Raw genomic sequence first — 14,559 nt, 5'->3', positions numbered from 1 at the left:
GCCGCTATCCAAATCATGACGTTAACGAGGTCATGAAGCCGCTGTTCTCGACGAATAAAACAGTCAAAGAAGAGAAGGTTGCGCATCATGCGTAGGCCGACGGACATTGCTGCCCTGACCTGTGAAGTACACCAAAAATGTATCGTAGATATCTACGTGCATAACGGTGTTCCCGGACAGACGCTGACGCCCCTCCTGGAGTTGCGAATTCTTGCAAGTGGTGACTCCATGGCCAATGCTCTCCGAGCAGGACCAATGATCAACCGAAAGTCTCTTGCACATGCATGAGGTCAGTATACTCTCTCACAACCGCTATTTTTCCGTTTCGGATCTTGAAGAGAAAGAAATACTCATTCTCATAGAGTTTGCCCGACTTCGTGGTCGCTTGCGACTGAGCTTCGGCGGCGACACTGTCACCCTCTCCGACCATGTTGATAATCGTCATGTCCAGACCGTCCGTGTAGGCCGAAAACATGTTGCGGAACATGGCTTCGGCCTCTGCTCTGGTCTTCGTTCCCGCTGATGAGAACAGATGAGGCTTGCCGTTAACCCACCATGTTGCGTCCTCGGTCATGCCATCGATCAATCCGTCCGCGTTCGAAGTTCTGAAATGATTGCAGAATTCTCGTACGATTTGCTTGTTTTCTTCTATACTCATCGTTGTTTCACCACTGTTGAAAGTCTGAGGGGAAATCGGGCGGCGATTGGGCTTCTCGGGTAGCCATGGCCCCACCCGCGCTTGTCCGGCGTCGGCAACCACGGGACGATCCTCCCACGCTTGCTGACACCGGTAGAGAGGTTCACAAGCCGAACTGTGTCTTGCCGCCGCGCCATCCAGTCGACTTCAGGAACTGCTCCCACGAGAGCGTCTCCGGATTCAAGCGACGGCTCCATTCCAGATCATGTTCCTTACCGAAGTAACCATACTCGACGGCAAACTCGACCATTCCGATCAACTCTTCGACAAGCAGCTTGTTGGCGGCGAAGCCCGGAAAGTATTTCAGAAGCTCTGCGCGCTTGAAAGCACTGCGGTACTCAGCTTTGACGCCGGTGACGCGCTGGAATGTATCGACCATCTCGCGCGGAGAAAGGATGTCGCCGACGATCGGCAGTGTCTTGCCCTTGAAGGCCTGAGGGTCAGAGAACACGGAAAGCACTGCCGGGCCGGTCGCGGTGACCGGATCGACAAAAGGTGCGCGGAAATCCTCCGGCAGGTAGATCGGCATGAGGAGGGTGTCGCCGTCCATCTGCGGCACATAGTATTCCAGCAGGTTGGTATAAAAGAATGCCAGCGAGACGAACGAGTGCGTTATCGGCAGCGTGCGAATGTAGTCGGCGACAAGGGCCTTGTCGGTGAAGTGCGGGGTGAACTTTTTGCCGCCGGAAATTTTTTCGACGTTTTCGAGGGTCGAGAAGACGATGTGACCGACGCCAGCCTCGACCGCTGCATCTGCCAGCTGCTTGCCGAGCAGGAATTCAGCATTATCCTGCGGCAGGAGCTGCGGTGTCATCAGATATGCGCCGTCGGCGCCCTTGAAGGCCGCCACGAGGTCCTTCTCATGGCCGAGGCCAAGCGGCGCGACAACGACTTCGGCACCGAGATCCGCCAGGCTGCGGGCCTCGGCAGAGTCACGGCTGCGCGTCAGCGCCCGGACCCGATACTCTTGGCTCTTGAGCAGCGTCGTGGCGACGCTGCGACCCTGTTTGCTGGTGGCGCCAACAACCGAGATCAGCGGCTTTTGTTCGGTAGACATTGGAGTTGATTCCCTACATTGGACGCGCGGCTGGAAACGCGGCGCACCAGGCAGCCGCATTCTTTCCACGCAACCCAAGTAAGGATACGATGAATGTTAGTGAAGTACGTACAAAGAGAGCATGTAGTATCATGAATGATAGTACCCCTTTGAAACGCAAGCGCAGACGGACCGGCTGCGCTGTGGAAGCGACGATCTCTGTCATCGGCGGTGTGTGGAAACCGGTGATCCTCTTCCATCTGCTCGACGGCAAATTGCGTTTCAATGCCATTTGCCGCCTTACACCGGCGGCGACGCCAAGAATGATCACGCTTCAACTCAGAGAATTGGAGGCCGATGGCATCATCAGCCGGATCATTTACCCCGAGGTGCCGCCAAAGGTGGAATATGAGCTTACAGAGTTGGGGCGATCACTGGCTCCGGTACTAGTCAGTATGTGCAAATGGGGGGAGAAACTGCAGGAACTCAGCGGGCTCCCGGTCGATACGGGCGCATGTAGAAGCATGCTGAGGCAGGAGGCAGCTCTTCACGAAAAGACCGCGTAGCTGCCGCTGAAGCGACCTTGCCGTCATTCGCTTTTCCAAGGCAGTTGGTGGCGATCTCGGTCAGTGTCCGGACATTGCGGGCAGGATACTGGCTGAGCGGTCTCACGACGAAATGACGATAGGCGAGATCGGGGGCCTCGCTTGGTATCGACCTAAAAGCTGTCCTGCCAACTCCCGCTTTCTAGCAATAATTCAAGACGCGCTCCTGCAGTGGGACATTAGAGACCTTTAACCGTCGCGAACGTTCCGCCTTTTGCAACTTAGATGATCGCGCATGGCACCTATCGCTCCTTTTACCAAAGTGCCAGTCTCACTCTTCTTCAATCCGATCTGATCTTGTCTTAGCCAAAAATGCCTTGGTACCTTACCTCGACAGATGCTGCGAAGCATCCTTCTATGCCGGTTGGCTCTCGCATGGTGATGGCCAATACCGCGTTGCCAATCCATCGGCGAGCGCGGATAGCAACCATTCGCATCAAGATCGCAGTGACAGCGATTGCTTCATCAATTGCGCTATCGGGCTGTTCGTCACGCCCCACAGAAGGCGTACTTTCACCCACTGTGATCGCCGCTCCCAATCCAACTGTAACCGAGGGCGTCACACTTATCGCTGCCACAAATCGCGCAAAGTCCAAGTCCGGTCTGGGCTATACTCGCGAGTGGGAAAAAGGCCTTCACTTCGAACGCTACCGGTTCTCCGTACCAACGAACCGAGATGGAACGAATATTTCGTATCCGAACTCAAAGCCAAAGCCTGGACGCGATTATCTCGTCACTGGTCGCGAAAATCTCGCGGCGGATGATTTCGTCAGCAAGATCGTCGACGATCCAGCGTTCGATGGGACGGCCAGTGTTTTCGTACACGGCTATAACAACAGCTTCGAGGAGGCGTTGTATCGAACCGCGCAAATGACTGCCGATGTCGATGCGGCTCGTCCGCCGGTCCTTTTTGCGTGGCCTTCTGCGGGGAGTGTGATGGGCTACGTTGCGGATCGTGATGCTTCTCTCTACTCTCGTAGCGAACTGACCAGTGTTCTCGAAGCTCTCGGGGAATCCGCTAAAATCAAACGGATCACCTTGGTGGCTCACAGTATGGGCGGGTTCCTGTCCATGGAAGCGGTAAGGCAGCTTAGATTGAACGGACGCGCCGGCATTTTGGGGAAATTGCAGATTATCCTCGCCTCGCCGGATATCGACGTCGATGTGTTCCGCTCCCAAATCACGGATATCGGAGACCTATCAACACCGATTACCCTGCTGGTTTCCAAATCCGATCGAGCCCTGACGGTATCAAGCCTTCTTGCAATGCGGCGCGAACGCGTTGGAAAGGTAGATGTGCATGATCCGATCACTAAGGAAGCCGCCAAGTCCGACGGGTTGAGGGTCGTAGATATTTCGTCCCTGCAGTCCGTCGATGGCCTCGGCCATGACCGATTTGCCTCTTTCGCGCGCTTCGCCGGTACGCTGGCAGAAACGGAGGCTCGAGATCGCAGGATCCTCGGAAAAGTTGGTGCCTTCGTATTTGACACAGCCAGTTCTGCAGTAACAGGCCCATTCCAGGTCGCCGGTGAGAATTGAGGAGCTCAAGCATCTGAGGGTCTAAGAGGTACTGCAAATTTGCCGCTCACACGGGCGGCTCACTCGTTTACCGATCCATTGATCACCCTCTTTACATGAGGATATCCTCGAGGCCCTTGTCCCAGTAGGGTTGAGGCCCAAATCGATTGACAAGCCAGTCGATGAACACGCGCACTTTCGGTGCCAGTTCGCGGGAACTTGGATAGAGCGCCCAAAGCGTCTGTGTTGAGATCAACGGGTATTCGGGGAGCGCCGGTACGAGGGTGCCAGATCGCAGTTCGTCCGATGCACACCACGTGGCCATTAGAGCGATACCAAGCCCGGCAGAAGCCGCGTCGCGCACCGCAGTGCCATCATTGATGCGCAGGCTCGGAGTGACACGTCGCTCGATCAATTCCGGATCTTTCCCTCGAAACGTCCAAAGATCCAGCGTGCCGACGACAAGGCAGGCATGTTCCGGCAAGTCGTCGGGCGTGGCTGGTCGCCCGCGTTGCTCGAGATAATCGGGTGACGCGACCAGCACCCGATTGTCCGGAGCAAGTCGCCGCGCCACGAAGGATGAGTCGCTGAGCTCGGTATAACGCACCGCCACATCGAAGGCACCCTCGACCAGATCAACGATGCTGTCCGAAATGCGCAAATCAAGCGCTAGGTCAGGATATTGCCGACAGAAGTCGGGCAGAGCAGGCACAATATGCATGCGCGCGAACGAGGCGGGGGCCGCTACTCGCAATGTGCCGCGAGGAGCAGCTTGCTCTCGCCCAAGCGCCGCTCGGGCTGCTTCCGCAGCGAACACGACATGTTCCGCATGCGGCAGAAAAGCAAGGCCGTCCTCAGTCAGCGTCGCTTGCCGAGTCGTGCGATGGAGAAGTCTGGCGCTGAGCTGTCGCTCGAGAGCGGCCAGTTTGGCGCTCGCTCCCGCCGGTGTGAGGCCCAGGTCGCGGGCTGCTGCGCTGATGCTGTGCAACTGGGAGATACGCACAAAGAGCCTTAAATCCTCGACATTCATGCGGCAACTTTCAAAGATTATTTGAAACTGATCCTAATTCGGACCTGCTACCGAAAGCAATCGCGATAACTCAAATAGGAGCCATCAGGACGGCGCCATCATTGGTGAGCCCGTCACAGCTACTGTTCAAAGGATATCGCCATGACCATCATTGCATCACCGGCCTTAAGTGCCGGTCCGAACCCGTTCGGCCGTGGCTATGTGTCCATGTTCGCGCCGGAGCAGTTGACAGTGGGCGTCTATTTTCCGATCGAGTCTTTCGACGGACCCGAGCCGGCCATGCGCGACCAGATCGAGCTCGCCCAACAGGCCGAGCGTCTCGGCTTTGCCGCGCTCTGGGCGCGGGATGTGCCGCTGAACGACCCGACCTTCGGCGATCTGGGCCAGATTTACGACCCTTTCGTCTGGCTTGCGACGATCGCGGCGAGCACGTCCACCATCGCGCTTGCTACAGGCGCCGTCATTCTGCCGCTTCATCACCCGATCGATGTCGCCAAGGCCGCGGCATCGCTCGATCGCCTATCCGGCGGACGTTTCGTGTTTGGCGTGGCTTCGGGCGACCGCCCGGTCGAGTACCCGGCATATCGCCGGGATGCCGACCTGCGTGGCGAACTCTTCCGTGACGCGTTCGACTATGTCGAGGCATTGCTGACGAAGCGTTTTCCCGTCCACGCGTCGGCGCATTATGGCCGGCTTACGGGCGGTGGTGACCTCGTGCCGAAACCGCATTCGCCCCGGCTGCCCACTCTCGTCACCGGCCAGAGCCAGCAATCGCTGGAGTGGATCGCGCAACGGAGTGATGGTTGGCTCACCTATCCGCGGGACACAGTACGGCAAGCGCAGGTCGCCAAACGCTGGCGCGACGCACTCGATCACAGTGGAGCAGAATTCAAACCGCTCGCGCAGTCGCTCTATGTCGATCTGGACGCAAATCCGGATACGCCGCCCAGAGCCATCCATCTCGGATATCGGGTCGGAAGACGACGGCTGACAGAGCTATTGGATGCCTTGCGCTCAGTTGGGATCAACCACGTCGCGCTGAACCTCAAGTTCAGCCGGAGGCCTGTTGCCGAGGTTCTTGAAGAGATCGGAACTGAAGTCATTCCGCATTTCAGGATCGGTCCGAGTTGAGGCGCGATGCCGCTGTCAGTGAGTACCTCTTCTCCGTAATACGACACACAAACCGGGCGGGAAGCGCCGCGGTATCACGTCAAGAAAGGAAAATGCTGTGACTTTGACAAACAGAAAGGCCGTCGCCGCCGCCATTTTACTGGCCGGTCTGGCCGTCCAGACGGCATTGGCAACGAAAGCACGTGCACTCGAGCCTATTCCGGGCAGTCTCACGTTTCAGGGACAGCCAAAAACGAAGCTGCTGAAGTCTCCCATAGGAAGCACGTTTTCCCACCGCTTTTATGCGGACGGAGCACATTACGAGGAAACCTACAAAATCAGGGAGGATCGGTCGCTGGAGCTCCTACGCCGTCAGCAACTGAGCAATCGATAAATTGACCTGATGGCGACCCTCGGGAGCGGACTTACGACAGGCGCGATGAGCCGACCATCCACTTCTTCGGGGGCATGGGGGATACCTGTGACGGCCACGAAGCAGCGTCGAAAACCCCGATATTCCATTTAACAAAGTGAGGATTTGTAATGAAAGCGATGACACTCAACGCCTTTGGTGGTCCAGAAACTTTTGAGCTTTCCGACGTGCCGAAGCCAACTCCTCAGGCGGGACAAGTCCTGGTGCGGGTCCATGCCACCTCGATCAATCCACTGGACTACCAGGTTCGGAGAGGAGACTATCGCGACCTTGTGCCGTTGCCGGCGATTACCGGTCATGACGTTTCCGGCGTTGTCGAAGCCGTCGGTCCGGGTGTAACGACGTTCTCTCCCGGAGACGAAGTCTGGTACACGCCGCAAATATTCGACGGGCCGGGGAGTTATGCCGAATACCACGTCGCAAACGAGAACATCATTGGCAGGAAACCCAAGGCGCTCAGCCACCTGGAAGCAGCCAGCCTAAGCCTGGTAGGCGGAACAGCCTGGGAGGCCCTTGTCTCGCGTGCTGCATTGAGGGTGGGCGAAAGCATCCTGATTCATGGCGGCGCGGGAGGGGTAGGGCATGTGGCGATCCAGATCGCGAAAGCCATCGGTGCGAAGGTCTTCACAACGGTGCGCGAAGAGAACTTCGAGTTTGCGCGAAGTGTCGGAGCGGACGTCGTCATTGACTACAGGAAAGAAGATTATGTTGACGCCATCATGCGGGAAACCGGAGGCCTCGGAGTAGACGTCGTCTTCGATACACTCGGCGGCGACACATTGACCCACAGCCCCAAGGTGCTCGCGCAACTTGGCCGCGTCGTGTCGATCGTGGACATTGCACAGCCGCAAAACCTCATTGAGGCATGGGGCAAGAACGCGAGTTACCACTTCGTCTTCACGAGGCAGAACCAAGGCAAGCTCGACGAGCTCAGCACACTGGTGGAACGCGGTCAGCTGCGGCCGCACGTGGGTGCCGTCTACTCACTTGCCGATCTCCCTCGCGCCCATGCGCTGCTCGAAAAGCCCAACAACGGCTTGCGGGGCAAGATCGCGATTGCCGTCGATCCGTCGGCCGACACAAAGGTGCAACCATGATTTATGAGATAGCTGTGCTGCCTGTCCATAAGGACAAGACTGAAGAGTTCAGGCAGGCCTTCGAGGAGGTTGCTCCGCTGCTCACGCGTGCGCATGGGTACCGCAGTCACGTATTGGCCCAGGGCATCGAAACGCCGGAGGTCTTCAACCTGATCGTTCAATGGCGCTCGCTCGAGGATCATACTCCGGGTTTCGAAGCGAGCGACGACCATGAAGAGTTCATGAGCGGTATACAGGGATTCTTCTCGGATGAACCGACCGTCTATCATCTCGAGGGCGGCGCCTTTGCCGCAAGCCATCGTGAAAATAGGGATGCCGCCGGCTAACACGGGCAACATCCGCCATACCAGCAACCTAGCAAGTTTCAGAATAGCGCAAGGAAGGGGCTTGTCGGCTCCTTCCAGCACTCGCGCGAACGCAGGAAGATGAACAAGTGACGTCGAAGACGCCGAAATGGAGACACACATGAAAGCCATCGGATACAAAATTCCTTCGCCGATTTCCGAGCGGGATTCGCTCATCGACATCGAACTGCCAAGGCCGCGGCCCCAAGGCCGAGATATTCTCGTTCAGGTGAAAGCGATTTCGGTCAATCCGGTGGACTACAAGGTCCGTCGTAGCGCCTCACCAGACGACGGTGCGGAATGGAAAGTCATTGGTTGGGACGCGACAGGGATCGTCGCGGAGGTTGGCGACGAAGTCACCAATTTCAAAGTGGGAGACGAGGTCTGGTATGCGGGGTCTATCACCCGTCCGGGCGCAAATGCCGAATTCCATCTGGTGGACGAGCGCATCGTTGGCAAGAAGCCGTCAAAACTCAACTGGGCCGAAGCTGCCGCGCTGCCGCTGACATCGTTGACGGCATGGGAGGCCTTATTTGACCGCCTGGATGTGAATAAGCCGGTTCCTGGTGCTGCTCCCGCCGTCCTGATCATCGGCGGCGCCGGCGGAGTGGGGTCTATCGCCGTTCAGATCGCCCGGCAGTTCACTGACCTTACCGTTATTGCGACAGCTTCGCGCCCGGAAACGCAGGAATTCGTCAGATCGCTCGGTGCGCATCATGTCGTTGATCACTCCAAGCCGCTCGCCAGTCAGATCGCGGCACTGGGCATCGGCGCTCCAGCCTTCGTTTTCTCCACGACCCAGACCGCACAGCATGTCGAGGAGATCGTCGAGCTGATTGCGCCGCAGGGTCGTTTCTGCCTCATCGATGATCCATCGGGCTTCGACGTCATGGCATTCAAGCGGAAAGCGGTATCGATCCACCATGAACTCATGTTCACGCGCGCCATCTATGGCACGCCGGACATGGACGAGCAGGCACGTATCTTGAACGAGATATCGGCCGCCGTCGACAATGGAAGGATTAGCACAACCGCCACGAACAACTTTGGTAGGATCAACGCGGCAAACCTGAAAAAGGCTCACGAGCAGCTCGAGAGCGGATCAACAATCGGCAAGGTCGTGCTTGAAGGCTTTGACTGATTAGTAGTTAGTTGCCTGATCAACAGTCCGGCGGGCAGGATAGTTGCCCGCCGGACCATCTGATGTCTCAAAAACAAAGGCGAGGCATGATGACATTATCCGGATCTCAGATTTCCATGGGTGCGGCTCTGGCTGTCATCATCAAGTTGGCTGGGTTGTCCAGCACTGAGCAGGAGCGTTCATTATTTCTTTGAGGCCTGAAGATCGGCTACCTTGCGAAGCAAGGGGCTCCCATGTTCCGCACGTTACGACAGGCCGGATCTAGGGCTCTTGACGACGCCTTTCGATACGCAATGCATTGCGCCAGCGAATAGCGAAGACACTTCCTTGGCCAGGGGATGACCTGAGCTCTATAAGGCCACCATGCTTTTCAATAATCTCGCTGACCATGCTCAAGCCAAGGCCAGCACCGGATCCATGCGGATTCACGCGGTAGAATGGCTCGAAAATGCGTGAATGAAGCTCCTTTGCTATACCGACGCCTTGATCGGAGATAACGACGGATCCATCGGCCTCTACCCTCACTGCGATGTCGCCGCGCCCGCCTCCATATTGGATGGCATTACGAACGAGGTTGGAAAAGGCGCGGTCCAACGCTTCGTTATCACCTTCCATCGATACCTTGAAAACATCGGTGTCGAAAGAGATGTCGTAACCTCCGGAAATCGCGAATGGCGCGAGGTCGGCGACAACCTTTGACAGGAGATGCGTTAATTCGATGTCCTGCGAGATCGGCGGATTCTGCCGATATCGCTCGATGTCCAAAAGCTGGTTCGTGATGGCCGTCAGCCGTTTGATGCTCCTTTGAATGTGAAGTTTCTCGTTACTTTGCAGCAACGTGTCCGCGCGAACCTGAACGATGGCGATTGGCGTGCGCAGTTCATGGGCTGCGTTGACGAAAAAGCGCTCCGTTTTTTCGAAACCGGCGTCCAGACGGTTGAGAGCGAGATTGATTTCTCTGACAACCCGCAATAGCTCGCTTGGCAATCCTCGTTCGTCCACAACGCCGCCGCGAGCCTCGAAGTCGATCCTGTTCAAGCGCTCGGTCAGTTGCCTGAGGGAGCGAAGCGACCATTTCGTAACCCACGGGACACCGACAAGGGTGACCACCAGAAGTATCAGGGCGGGGACACCGATCGTTATCTGTCCCACTACAAAAACAAGTTGGTATAGGGACATAGATACGCCACCGGCCAACACCGTTGCTTCTCCTGCGGCGGTTGACATCGTGTCAATCGTGGCTTGCCGGTCCGGAGCATCGACATAGCCGCGCAACTCAACACTGCGGAAATTGGTGAGGAACGCCGCATTCTCGGCGATATCTATCGGCATCTCGCCGTGCCGCACTGTGGATCCGTCAGCGAGGCGGATCACAAACCAGGACGTGGGCCATTCATCCATCACTGTCTTGAGTGCTGGCGTCGGATCGATCGCAGCTTTGCCATTATGGTCAACCGTAACCGACTTCGAGATCTCCTGCGGGTACCAGGCAGAGGGTACCGCCCCTCGAGGAGCGCTCAGGGTCGCGATGTATAGAACAAGCCCGAAAGAGGCGATGATGGTGAGAAGCTGAAGGGTGATGAAGCCGAGTGTGAAGCGCCAGCGGAGAGAATGGTGAGACATGCTATTTCTGCTCAAGGAGGAAGTATCCGACACCGCGAATATTACGGATGACGATATCGGCACCAGCGTCCGCCAGTTTTCGCCGGAGGCGAGACATGTTGGCTTCCAGCGAATTGGATTGGATCTCGTCGTCGAAGGAGTACACGCTTTCCTCCAACGAAGACCGCAGCACCGTCCGTCCTAGATTCTTGAGAAGAGCCTCCATGATAAGAAGTTCTCGTCGAGCAAGTTCCTGCCGAGTGCCTTCGACATACAGATCTCGCGTCACCCGATCATAACGGACATTGCCGGCCGTGATAACGTCTGCCTTGGCCTCAGGCGTTCGGCGTGCCACGGCATTAAGGCGGGCGACCAGTTCATCGACCTCGAACGGTTTGGGCAGATAGTCATCGGCGCCACCGTTAAGCCCGGCAATCCTGTCTTTTGTGGATCCCATGGCGGAGATAATTATGGAGCGGGGTGGATTGTTGGTTTGCCGGATGTCGGCGAGCAAAGTGCTGCCGTCACCGTCGGGAAGCTGACGATCGATGAGAATAACATCATATCGTTCGATGACGATCGCTTCTCGCGCCGTGGCGAGATCCGCCACCGCCGCCAAGACGAAGTCATGCCTTGAAAGCGCTGTCCGAAGCGCTTCGGCCATTTCGGGATCGTCTTCGACCAATAGGATTTTCATGTCTCTAAATGAAGTATCTTACGAGATAGATGATTTCAAAGGCTTCATAGACCGCGCCCAAGAGAAGAAGCGGACCGACGAGCGCGTAAAGCGAGAGGACATGCGCGGCGGCGGCTGCGTATCTTTTGCCGACCGACCGCTTTTCTCCCACCACAGGCAAGAAAATGGTGCGCCCGGTTAAATAGGCGCCTAGGGTCGCTACGATATAGGCCTGGAATTCGATCACAACCGTGATGGAGTGGGGGATCATGGCAGTCGCATGAGGACCAATGGGAGCTAGCGTCACACCATAGGTCGCAGCAAACACCATTGCGAATGCGGTGCCGAAAAAGGGGATGAAAAACGACGGGATCGAAATCAGCAGCACTGCAATCCCGAGATTGACCGCCAATGTTGCTGACGCTGCATAGAGGACGTTTCCGCTGAGGTAGACCTGAGCGGCAAGGTCTGTCCGCACGATACCCGACATTGTGTTCAATATGGCTGGTTGGATTTCCGGGTTCAGCAGCGTCACCGTCATCGTTGCTGCAAACAGGCTGAAAAATGCTGCATTGATGACGATGAATTCCGTTCTGTGGCACCGGACAAGACTTAGCGCATGGCGCAATGGAGTGGACATGAGCCTTCAGTCTCCAGGTTTGGGGCTGTGATCGGACGCTGGGTAGAGATTTGCCCTCATAGTGAGGAGGCTTATGAACATCCGGCTCGCGTCTGGCTTGCATCAGCAGAAGGCTAGTCAAATAGGTCGAACGCAATCAGCTCAAGCCTCCCTCCGAAGTCGAAATTAGTCCCGCTGTCTCTCTCTTCTCATGCGCTCGTGCTGCCGGCGCGCATCTTCCGCCATGATCTGGCTCAGCCTGGCTGACTCAAGGGTTCGCATTTGCGCGTCGTCACGACGCTGCTGCTGTTGAAGCATGCATCCAGTATGGGAGGATGAGCCGTATCGCGCGCCCATTGCAGAGCAGGTATCCAGATCGGCATGGCGTTCCTGTTCAGGTGTCTGGCAACCGGTCAGGATAAGGAGGCCCGCGAATACCGTTCCGGCGGATAAGCGTCGCATGAAGACGTGATCTGGTGAGGCTTTGCTCATTTCATGTACCCTCTTTTAAGGTAGGTCATTCGACTGCGAGAGCGAAGCGCTATCCCGCCGGAAGCTTATGGGATCTCATAATTACGCAGAAATTACATGATCGATGACGTCTGGCGGTTTACCGCATCAGCCAAAACTCTTGACTCCTATTCCGTTTAAACGGAGCGAGCTCTCGTGGGTGACCGGGACAAACCGATAACGCGAAACCTTACTGATTAATGCGGTCACGGTTCTAGAAGCGAGAACTGATCAGCGCTCGTCCGGAAGATGAAGTACACCGATCAAACCTGCCGATGGGGTAAGACCGAAGTAGAACCGAGATGGTCGCTCACTGAGGAGCAAGCTGATTTTGCACTGAAAACTTATCAAGCAGAAAGTTCTGTTCGTAAAACCGACCATCGCGGATCTTATGAAATACATGCTCAGCAAATTCGACGCTGGAGCCGTTTGGCATAGAGCCAAACCATTCCCTCACTGGAGTCCCCTTGTTCATTAAGTGAGCCGCGACCTGGTCACCTTCGACGGCAATGTTTTCCACGCGCCATACTAAATCGGGGACGGCGGACACATGGCCTTCGAGTTCAAGGATCATCTGGCTCAAAGTCACTCTATGCCCATTAACCAGAAGCTCGTCATGCATAAATTCGATGAGCTGATCAAACTTGTGAGTGTTCAAAACGGCGATATAGCGGGTGAAAAATTCTCGTAAGTTCATTTCGGACATCTGTTTCTCCACGAGATCAAAAATAGGCACCTCAAGCCGGGATCGCTCCTGTGACGCTGGCAAAGAGTAATTTCGAAGGGGTGGGCCACAACACTAGATATGCAGTTCAGTCATTTGAAGCCTTGGGCTCTGATTAACTGTGTCGCGCAAAGAGGAACTAACATTAATCAGCCGCCAAGCGATATTTGGACGCTATCGCCTTGTAACGACGCCCCAATTTTCAAGAGTGTTCGCTGTTTTCAGCCGGAAATGAATGAAGAAAGCTCCAAGGGAGATCATGACTTTCTTATTCAAATCCCGGTCAGCGCCCTCGATAAATAAAGTCCGGGGGCTCGGTGCAGCTGTCGATTTCGGCCTGTTCCACCAGCGCCTGCCGCTTGAACGACCGAATGCAGACCGGATCGGTAGCGGCCGGATCGCCGGCAAGCGCCATGGCCTGGCAGCGGCAGCCGCCGAAGTCGATCGCCTTGCGGTCGCATGTACGGCAGAGGTCCGGCATCCAACTGTCGCCGCGATAGGCGTTGAAGGCGTCGCTGTCGTACCAGATATCGGTCAGCGGCTTGTCGCGCACCGTCTCGAAATTCAGGGACGGAATACTTTCGGCCGCGTGGCAGGGTAGAACCTTGCCGGATGGCGTGACGTTGAGGCCGGTGCGCCCCCAGCCGCCCATGCAGGCCTTCGGGTAGCTCGAATGATGATCGGCCGGCACGTAGTCGATGACGATCATGCCTTCCAGCCGCTTGCGGGCCTCGTCGACAAAGGCGTTTGTCTTCAGCACCTGTTCCTTGGTCGGCATCAGCGCCTTGCGGTTCCGCTCCGCCCAGCCGTGGAACTGCACGGTGGCGATCTCGATACGGCGGGCGCCGAGCTTGACGGCGAGATCCAGCATGTCGCCGATCTGGTCCATGTTCTGCTTGTGGCAGACGGCATTGACGGTAAGCGGAATACCGGCCGCATGCGTCCATTCCGCCACCGCGATCTTGCGATCATAGCCGCCCTTGTAGCCCCCCACCTTGTCGGCCAGGGCCGGTGTCGCGCCCTGGATCGAAAGCTGCAGATGGTCGAGACCCGCTTCGGACAGTTCGGCAATGCGCTTTTCGGTCAGACCGATGCCCGAGGTGATCAGGTTGGTATAGAGACCCGCCTTGGCGGCAGCAGCCGTCAGTTCCACCAGATCGCGCCGGGCTGCCGGCTCGCCGCCGGACAGATGCAAGTGCAGCACGCCGAGTGCGGCCGCCTGTTCGAAAACCGATATCCACTCTTCGGTGGACAGCTCCGTCTTGACCCCGTCGAGTTCCAGCGGGTTGGAGCAATAGGGACAGGCAAGCGGACAGCGATGGGTCAGTTCCGCCAGCATGGCGATCGGCGCCGGAATGCGGATGCGGCCGACAACCCCATCCTTGTCCGTCCATTCGCTGGTCCGCGGAATGCTGAC

General features: G+C 56.8%; 16 protein-coding genes. 7 read left to right on the top strand and 9 right to left on the bottom strand.

The features are described 5' to 3' along the window. Positions 1–259: 259 nt before the first annotated feature. Positions 260–760, bottom strand: a complete 501-nt coding sequence (locus MRBLMR1_RS10420) for a nuclear transport factor 2 family protein (protein ID WP_500064479.1) — start codon at positions 758–760, stop codon at positions 260–262. Between the two features lie 40 nt (positions 761–800). Then, complete coding sequence (locus MRBLMR1_RS10415; RefSeq protein ID WP_183687863.1) at positions 801–1,754, bottom strand: NmrA/HSCARG family protein; 954 nt, start codon at positions 1,752–1,754, stop codon at positions 801–803. A gap of 131 nt (positions 1,755–1,885) precedes the next feature. Here MRBLMR1_RS10415 and MRBLMR1_RS10410 point away from each other — a divergent pair, with 131 nt between their 5' ends. After that, on the top strand, positions 1,886–2,299 hold the full coding sequence (locus MRBLMR1_RS10410; protein WP_183687861.1) for a winged helix-turn-helix transcriptional regulator: 414 nt from the start codon (positions 1,886–1,888) through the stop codon (positions 2,297–2,299). Positions 2,300–2,713: 414 nt separating this feature from the next. Beyond that, on the top strand, positions 2,714–3,877 hold the full coding sequence (locus MRBLMR1_RS10405) for an alpha/beta hydrolase (protein ID WP_500064476.1): 1,164 nt from the start codon (positions 2,714–2,716) through the stop codon (positions 3,875–3,877). Positions 3,878–3,968: 91 nt separating this feature from the next. On the opposite strand, the gene MRBLMR1_RS10400 is transcribed toward MRBLMR1_RS10405, so the two are convergent. Next, entirely contained in the window at positions 3,969–4,886 is a 918-nt protein-coding gene (locus MRBLMR1_RS10400; RefSeq protein WP_183687859.1) for a LysR family transcriptional regulator, read from the bottom strand. Positions 4,887–5,027: 141 nt separating this feature from the next. Between MRBLMR1_RS10400 and MRBLMR1_RS10395 the strand changes: the two genes are divergently transcribed. The 5 genes from MRBLMR1_RS10395 to MRBLMR1_RS10375 all read left to right on the top strand — a co-directional run bounded on the left by MRBLMR1_RS10395 (position 5,028) and on the right by MRBLMR1_RS10375 (position 9,011). Next, positions 5,028–6,017, top strand: coding sequence for an LLM class oxidoreductase (locus MRBLMR1_RS10395; RefSeq protein WP_500064474.1), 990 nt, complete (start codon positions 5,028–5,030; stop codon positions 6,015–6,017). A gap of 103 nt (positions 6,018–6,120) precedes the next feature. Further along, positions 6,121–6,390 carry a hypothetical protein gene (locus MRBLMR1_RS10390; protein WP_210298139.1) on the top strand — a complete coding sequence of 90 codons (270 nt, stop codon included), beginning with the start codon at positions 6,121–6,123 and terminating at the stop codon, positions 6,388–6,390. A 149-nt stretch (positions 6,391–6,539) separates the two neighbouring features. Further along, positions 6,540–7,526: a zinc-dependent alcohol dehydrogenase family protein gene (locus MRBLMR1_RS10385; protein WP_183687855.1), complete on the top strand. Its 987-nt coding sequence runs from the start codon at positions 6,540–6,542 to the stop codon at positions 7,524–7,526. Continuing rightward, positions 7,523–7,852: an antibiotic biosynthesis monooxygenase family protein gene (locus tag MRBLMR1_RS10380; protein ID WP_183687853.1), complete on the top strand. Its 330-nt coding sequence runs from the start codon at positions 7,523–7,525 to the stop codon at positions 7,850–7,852. Before MRBLMR1_RS10385 ends, MRBLMR1_RS10380 begins: the two co-directional genes overlap by 4 nt. A 139-nt stretch (positions 7,853–7,991) precedes the next feature. Beyond that, positions 7,992–9,011: a zinc-binding alcohol dehydrogenase family protein gene (locus MRBLMR1_RS10375; RefSeq protein ID WP_183687851.1), complete on the top strand. Its 1,020-nt coding sequence runs from the start codon at positions 7,992–7,994 to the stop codon at positions 9,009–9,011. Positions 9,012–9,272: 261 nt separating this feature from the next. Here the strand turns inward: MRBLMR1_RS10375 and MRBLMR1_RS10370 are convergent, their stop codons facing one another. The 6 genes from MRBLMR1_RS10370 to pqqE form a co-directional block, all read right to left on the bottom strand. Then, entirely contained in the window at positions 9,273–10,634 is a 1,362-nt protein-coding gene (locus MRBLMR1_RS10370; protein WP_500064471.1) for a sensor histidine kinase, read from the bottom strand. A gap of 1 nt (position 10,635) precedes the next feature. Then, positions 10,636–11,310: a response regulator transcription factor gene (locus MRBLMR1_RS10365; RefSeq protein ID WP_183687847.1), complete on the bottom strand. Its 675-nt coding sequence runs from the start codon at positions 11,308–11,310 to the stop codon at positions 10,636–10,638. Positions 11,311–11,314: 4 nt separating this feature from the next. Then, a complete protein-coding gene (locus tag MRBLMR1_RS10360; protein ID WP_500064469.1) occupies positions 11,315–11,917 on the bottom strand; it encodes a hypothetical protein in 603 nt (200 codons plus the stop codon). A gap of 177 nt (positions 11,918–12,094) precedes the next feature. Continuing rightward, positions 12,095–12,400, bottom strand: coding sequence for a hypothetical protein (locus MRBLMR1_RS10355; RefSeq protein ID WP_500064467.1), 306 nt, complete (start codon positions 12,398–12,400; stop codon positions 12,095–12,097). Between the two features lie 328 nt (positions 12,401–12,728). After that, on the bottom strand, positions 12,729–13,124 hold the full coding sequence (locus tag MRBLMR1_RS10350) for an ester cyclase (protein WP_183687841.1): 396 nt from the start codon (positions 13,122–13,124) through the stop codon (positions 12,729–12,731). A 301-nt stretch (positions 13,125–13,425) separates the two neighbouring features. Beyond that, the gene (gene pqqE / locus MRBLMR1_RS10345) at positions 13,426–14,505 is read right to left on the bottom strand and encodes a pyrroloquinoline quinone biosynthesis protein PqqE (protein ID WP_500064505.1); all 1,080 of its coding nucleotides are present in this window, start codon (positions 14,503–14,505) and stop codon (positions 13,426–13,428) included. Positions 14,506–14,559 lie beyond the last annotated feature (54 nt).

It is taken from the genome of Neorhizobium sp. LMR1-1-1.1, from assembly GCF_040675795.1.
Taxonomy (GTDB): Bacteria; Pseudomonadota; Alphaproteobacteria; order Rhizobiales; family Rhizobiaceae; genus Neorhizobium; species Neorhizobium cellulosilyticum.
Note: the sequence above shows the minus strand (reverse complement) of the source record. Positions and strands in the feature narration are given on the sequence as shown.

What these genes read in the sequence shown, in the direction of transcription:
- MRBLMR1_RS10415 (WP_183687863.1), bottom strand. Translation starts at nt 1,754, where the DNA reads ATGTCTACCGAACAAAAGCCGCTGATCTCGGTTGTTGGCGCCACCAGC.
- MRBLMR1_RS10410 (WP_183687861.1), top strand. Translation starts at nt 1,886, where the DNA reads ATGAATGATAGTACCCCTTTGAAACGCAAGCGCAGACGGACCGGCTGC.
- MRBLMR1_RS10405 (WP_500064476.1), top strand. Translation starts at nt 2,714, where the DNA reads ATGGTGATGGCCAATACCGCGTTGCCAATCCATCGGCGAGCGCGGATA.
- MRBLMR1_RS10400 (WP_183687859.1), bottom strand. Translation starts at nt 4,886, where the DNA reads ATGAATGTCGAGGATTTAAGGCTCTTTGTGCGTATCTCCCAGTTGCAC.
- MRBLMR1_RS10395 (WP_500064474.1), top strand. Translation starts at nt 5,028, where the DNA reads ATGACCATCATTGCATCACCGGCCTTAAGTGCCGGTCCGAACCCGTTC.
- MRBLMR1_RS10385 (WP_183687855.1), top strand. Translation starts at nt 6,540, where the DNA reads ATGAAAGCGATGACACTCAACGCCTTTGGTGGTCCAGAAACTTTTGAG.
- MRBLMR1_RS10380 (WP_183687853.1), top strand. Translation starts at nt 7,523, where the DNA reads ATGATTTATGAGATAGCTGTGCTGCCTGTCCATAAGGACAAGACTGAA.
- MRBLMR1_RS10375 (WP_183687851.1), top strand. Translation starts at nt 7,992, where the DNA reads ATGAAAGCCATCGGATACAAAATTCCTTCGCCGATTTCCGAGCGGGAT.
- MRBLMR1_RS10370 (WP_500064471.1), bottom strand. Translation starts at nt 10,634, where the DNA reads ATGTCTCACCATTCTCTCCGCTGGCGCTTCACACTCGGCTTCATCACC.
- MRBLMR1_RS10365 (WP_183687847.1), bottom strand. Translation starts at nt 11,310, where the DNA reads ATGAAAATCCTATTGGTCGAAGACGATCCCGAAATGGCCGAAGCGCTT.
- MRBLMR1_RS10355 (WP_500064467.1), bottom strand. Translation starts at nt 12,400, where the DNA reads ATGAGCAAAGCCTCACCAGATCACGTCTTCATGCGACGCTTATCCGCC.
- MRBLMR1_RS10350 (WP_183687841.1), bottom strand. Translation starts at nt 13,124, where the DNA reads ATGTCCGAAATGAACTTACGAGAATTTTTCACCCGCTATATCGCCGTT.